The organism is Devosia sp. (assembly GCF_034675085.1).
GTDB lineage: Bacteria > Pseudomonadota > Alphaproteobacteria > Rhizobiales > Devosiaceae > Devosia.
In genome coordinates this window covers 1-4,743 of record NZ_JAUCDN010000255.1, presented here as the reverse complement: position 1 = coordinate 4,743, position 4,743 = coordinate 1, and the positions used below count along the sequence as shown (strand labels likewise).

Sequence of the window (4,743 nt, the reverse complement as noted above, 5' to 3'; positions counted from 1 at the left end):
ACCTCGGACCACCACCATTTCTTTGTGGAGGACGAGCAGCGCATGATCGACATTCCCGCCTCCTCGGTGGCCTTCACCGCCCTGCCCGACGCGCCCAAGGGCATGAAGGTAACTCATGTCGACGTGGTCATCCGCGTGCGCAAAAGTGACGGCTGAAGCCGATCTCCGCGTCCCTTGCGCGGGCGGGGAATCACGCCGTCAAGCCGGTTTGGGCCGGCAAAGGGCGCAATGGAGCCGTGACAGGGCGGCCGCAAATGCCCATATTGGCCGGCAACGACAATAGCGGCATGGGTGGCCAATGAGCCAAAAGGTCAATCTGAACGCCTATTTCGAGCGAATCGGCTTTGCCGGATCAATTGCCCCGACCTTGGCGACACTCGAAACAATCATCGCGCTGCATCCGGCGGCGATTCCCTTCGAAAACCTCAATCCCCTGCTCGGCCTGCCGGTCTCGCTGGAGCTGGGCGCCATAGAGAAGAAGCTGCTGGCCGACCGCCGGGGCGGCTATTGCTACGAGCACAATCTGCTGCTCATGGCGGTGCTGCGCGAGCTGGATTACAGCGTGCGCGGCCTTTCGGCGCGGGTGCTGTGGTCCAATCCCGATGCGGTGAATGTCGAGCCGCACCATATGCTGGTGCTGGTCGAGATCGGGGGCTCCAACTATATCGCCGATGCCGGCTTCGGCGGCATGACGCCTACCGCGCCGCTCAAGCTCAAGCGCGACGTGGAACAAGCCACCCCGCACGAAACCTATCGCCTGCTCGGGGGCGATCCGGTGTGGCGGCTGGAAGTGAAGATCGGCGAGGAATGGCGCCCGGTCTATCTCTTCGAGACCGAGGAAAAAACCGTGGCGGACTATGCCCGGTCCAACACCTATCTTTCCACCGATCCCGAATCGGGGTTCCGGCGCGAGCTGCGCCTGTCGCTGGCCCCGCCGGGAAAGCGCATCAATTTGCGCGACAATCGCCTGACCATCCATGCATCGGGGGAAGAGCCCGAAACCCGGTTGCTCACCAGCGCCGGGGAGATGCGCGAGACGCTGGTCGATCTCTTCGGGCTGCAATTGCCGCCGCCCGCCGTCATCGAGCCACTTTTCGCCGCGGTTCTGACCCGGGCCGGTGTGCCTCCGGCCCCGGCGGAAGAGCCCGGGGTGGCGGACCCGCAATAGCGTGGTAGAAGCCGCCGACAACCCGGCTGGGAGGCCTTCATGATTACCGTCTTCGGCTCCACCAATCTCGACCAGGTCGGCACGGTGAGCCGCCTGCCCAAACCGGGCGAAACCGTTTCGGGCGGCACCTTCTCCATGGCCGCGGGCGGCAAGGGCGCCAACCAGGCGCTGGCGGCGCGCCGGGCCGGGGCCCAGGTCCGCCATATCTCGGCGGTGGGGAACGATCCCTTTGCCGAGCTGGCGCTGGAATTGCTGCGCCGGGATGGGGTCGACCTTTCGGGCCTGCGCGTGGTGGACCGGCCTACCGGCATAGCCATGATCTTCGTCGATGAAGACGGCGAGAACGTCATCGCCGTCTTGCCGGGCGCCAATGGCACGGTGAGCCCCGAGGACGCCGAAGCCCAACTGGGCACTGCCCGGGGCGGGGTCTTGCTGACGCAGCAGGAAATTCCGCAGGCGGCGACGGAACGAGCGCTGGAGCTGGCGCGGCGGCAGGGCATGATTTCGATCCTCAACACCGCGCCATTCCTCGACAGCACCGCGGCACTGGCGCCCAAGGCCGATATCCTGATCGCCAACGAAACCGAATTCGAGCTGCTGAGCGGGCGCGGCCTTGCCGAGCTCGACCCGGCCATGGCCGACTGGGCGCGCCGCCACGGCCAGACCGTGATCGTGACCCTGGGCAAGGACGGCGCCCGCGCGGTGACGCGGCAAGGCGAGGCCATCAGCGTCGCAGCCCTGCCGGTCAAGCCGGTCGATACCGTGGGCGCGGGCGATACGTTTTGCGGCTATCTGGCCGCCGGGCTCGATGCCGGGCTGGGGCTGGAAGCGGCCATGCGCCGGGCCGCCGTGGCGGGGAGCCTGGCCTGCCTCAATCCCGGCGCGCAGCCGGCCATTCCCCTTGCCGAGGCGGTGGACAAGGCCCTGGGCTGAGGGCGCAAACAAAAAGGCAGGTCCATGGACCTGCCTTTGTCAATGCGACCGGGCAGCCCGGCTTATTTGGGCGCCAGCACCATGACCATCTGCCGGCCTTCCGAGCGCGGCTGGCTTTCCACCTTGGCGATAGCTTCCGTCTGTTCCCTGACCTTGAGCAGGAGCTGCATGCCCAGATCCTGGTGAGCCATCTCGCGGCCACGGAAGCGCATGGTCACCTTGACCCGGTCGCCCTCTTCGAGGAAGCGATGCACCGCCTTCATCTTGGTGTCGTAGTCATGCGTGCCGACATTGGGACGCAGCTGGACTTCCTTGACCTCGATCACCTTCTGCTTCTTGCGCGCCTCGGCCGCCTTTTTCTGCGCGGCATATTTGAAGCGCCCCAGGTCGAGCATCTTGGCGACCGGTGGGTTGGCATTGGGAGAGATCAGGACAAGATCGAGTCCCTGCTCCTGGGCTTCAGCGAGAGCCTCACGGGTGCGGACGATCCCCCGGTTCTCGCCTTCGGCGTCGATCAACTGGACGTCGGGGCTGGTGATATCCTCGTTCGAGAGCGGCCCATCCTTCTGGGGCGCGACGGGTCTCATGGGACGGCGAATGGCAAGGTTCCTTGTATTGTGGGACAGCGCTTGAAATCGGCCATAAAATCGTGGCAGCCGGTCGATAAGTCAACTGGCTAAACTGCACAATTTCGGGGCTTCGGCGCCCCTGAAGGCACCATGGTTGCCATGGCGTTGCAGCATGGCTAACAAGCCCCTTGTAACACGAAAGAGGCCCCATGACCATAACACCTCCCCAGCGCGTCACCCTCGCCGTCGGCGCCGGCAAGGCGGAGCGGAGCATCGCCGTCGAGCAGCGGGCGGGCAGCGCGCCGGGCCTGTTCTGGCTGGGCGGCTATCGTTCGGACATGGCCGGCAGCAAGGCGCTGGCGCTCGATGCCCTGGGCGCGGAGCAGGGGCTGGCGGTGACGCGCTTCGACTATTCCGGCCACGGGATTTCGGGGGGCGATTTCAATGACGGCACCATCAGCCGCTGGCTCGAAGAGGCCGAGGCGGTGATGGCGCTGACACAAGGGCCGCAGATCGTGGTCGGCTCGTCCATGGGCGGCTGGCTGGCGCTGCTGCTGGCCAAGCGCCTGCTGGCAAAGGGAAAACCGGCCCGAGGGCTGGTGCTGATCGCGCCGGCGCCGGACATGACCCATGAGCTGATGCTGCCCAGCTTCACCCCCGAGGAGCGGGCGCAGCTGGAGCAAAAGGGATATGTGGAGCAGCCCAGCCTTTATTCGGACCAGCCCTATCGCATCACCCGCGGGCTGATCGAGGACGGGGCGCAGCACCTGTTGTTTGGCGGGGTGATCGAGACCGGCTGCCCGGTGATCATCCTGCAAGGGGGCCAGGACCCCGACGTGCCGCCGGCCCATGCCCTGGCGCTGGTGACGCGGATCCTGCACGATCCGGTGACGCTGACCATGGTGCCCGATGGCGACCACCGGCTGAGCCGCGAGGCCGATCTGGAGTTGATGCGCGCCGCCGTGCTGAAACTGGCGAAAGCGGAATAGCGGAACCCGCTGTTGCCGCAATCGCTTTCTAGGGTAGCTTCAACCCATTCGCCAGCCAGGGACTGATTTCATGATTCGCCGCGATGCCTTGCTGCTCGGTTTTGCCGCCCTTCTCGCCGGGAGCCTGCCCGTTTGGGCATTGGACCGGGCGCTGACGCCCGAGGAGCAGACATTGATCGGCCAGATCAATGCCCATAATTCGGCCATTCGCACCATGGTCGGGCGGTTCCTGCAGATCGACACCAATGGCGGGCGCAGCGAGGGCACGTTCTTTCTCGAGCGGCCCAACAAGATCGCTTTCCGCTATGCCCCGCCCAGCCGCGAGGAGATCGTCTCGGTGGGACGGGGTTTTTACGTGCTCAACCGGCGCGAGGAAACCTATTACGCCTATCCGCAGGATTCGATCCCGCTGCGCCAGTTCCTGGGCGAAACCATCGACCTGATGCGCGCCAATGTGGTCGATGTGCGCCTTTCGGACGGATATCTGTCGGTGACGGTGATCGACCAGACCGTGGCCGGCACGGTGCAGGTGTCCTTGATCTTCGACACCGACAGCAAGGATCTGGTGCAGTGGAGCCTGGTCGAGCCCAGCGGGGCGGAGCTGAGCTTTTCGCTCTATGACGTGGAAAAGGACGTGCAGATTCCGCGCGCCTATTTCTCCATTCCCGCCACCTTCAAGCCCATGCAGCAATAGGGCTTTTTGGGCACGACCTTATCCCAAACACGCATCTAAGCTATTGATTTTATTATATTAATTTACCAGCCATAGCGCGATGAGGCCGGCCCCGCCCACCGCGATCCGCCACCAGGCGAAGGGGGCGAAGCCGTGGCGGCTGACGAAATCGAGCAGATAGCGCACCACCAGCGCCCCGACCACGAAGGCGGCGGCAAAGCCGATGGCGATGTTCAGCCCCAGGCTCATGTCGATCAGCTCGCGGCTCTTGTAGAGATCGTAGCCGAAGGCGCCGATCATGATCGGCAGGGCGATGAAGAAGGTGAACTCGGCGGCGCTGCGCTTGCTGGCCCCGCCCAGCATGGCCCCCACCACGGTGGAGCCCGAACGCGACACGCCCGGCACCAGGCT

6 protein-coding genes are annotated in these 4,743 nt (G+C 65.1%); 4 read left to right on the top strand and 2 right to left on the bottom strand.

The genetic code is table 11. From position 1 onward, the window contains the following. The first annotated feature begins 298 nt into the window (after positions 1 to 298). Positions 299 to 1,168 carry an arylamine N-acetyltransferase gene (locus tag VDP82_RS14055; protein ID WP_323015474.1) on the top strand — a complete coding sequence of 290 codons (870 nt, stop codon included), beginning with the start codon at positions 299 to 301 and terminating at the stop codon, positions 1,166 to 1,168. Between the two features lie 39 nt (positions 1,169 to 1,207). Further along, the gene (locus tag VDP82_RS14050) at positions 1,208 to 2,101 is read left to right on the top strand and encodes a ribokinase (RefSeq protein WP_323015473.1); all 894 of its coding nucleotides are present in this window, start codon (positions 1,208 to 1,210) and stop codon (positions 2,099 to 2,101) included. A 62-nt stretch (positions 2,102 to 2,163) separates the two neighbouring features. Here the strand turns inward: VDP82_RS14050 and infC are convergent, their stop codons facing one another. Then, the gene (gene infC, locus VDP82_RS14045) at positions 2,164 to 2,700 is read right to left on the bottom strand and encodes a translation initiation factor IF-3 (RefSeq protein ID WP_323015475.1); all 537 of its coding nucleotides are present in this window, start codon (positions 2,698 to 2,700) and stop codon (positions 2,164 to 2,166) included. A gap of 179 nt (positions 2,701 to 2,879) precedes the next feature. Here infC and VDP82_RS14040 point away from each other — a divergent pair, with 179 nt between their 5' ends. Together VDP82_RS14040 and VDP82_RS14035 are read left to right on the top strand one after the other, a co-directional pair. Then, a complete protein-coding gene (locus VDP82_RS14040) occupies positions 2,880 to 3,659 on the top strand; it encodes an alpha/beta hydrolase (RefSeq protein WP_323015472.1) in 780 nt (259 codons plus the stop codon). A 70-nt stretch (positions 3,660 to 3,729) separates the two neighbouring features. After that, positions 3,730 to 4,353 carry an outer membrane lipoprotein carrier protein LolA gene (locus VDP82_RS14035; protein WP_323015471.1) on the top strand — a complete coding sequence of 208 codons (624 nt, stop codon included), beginning with the start codon at positions 3,730 to 3,732 and terminating at the stop codon, positions 4,351 to 4,353. Between the two features lie 57 nt (positions 4,354 to 4,410). Here VDP82_RS14035 and VDP82_RS14030 read toward each other — a convergent pair. Next, on the bottom strand, positions 4,411 to 4,743 hold a 333-nt coding region (locus tag VDP82_RS14030), incomplete at its 5' end, for an undecaprenyl-diphosphate phosphatase (RefSeq protein ID WP_323015470.1).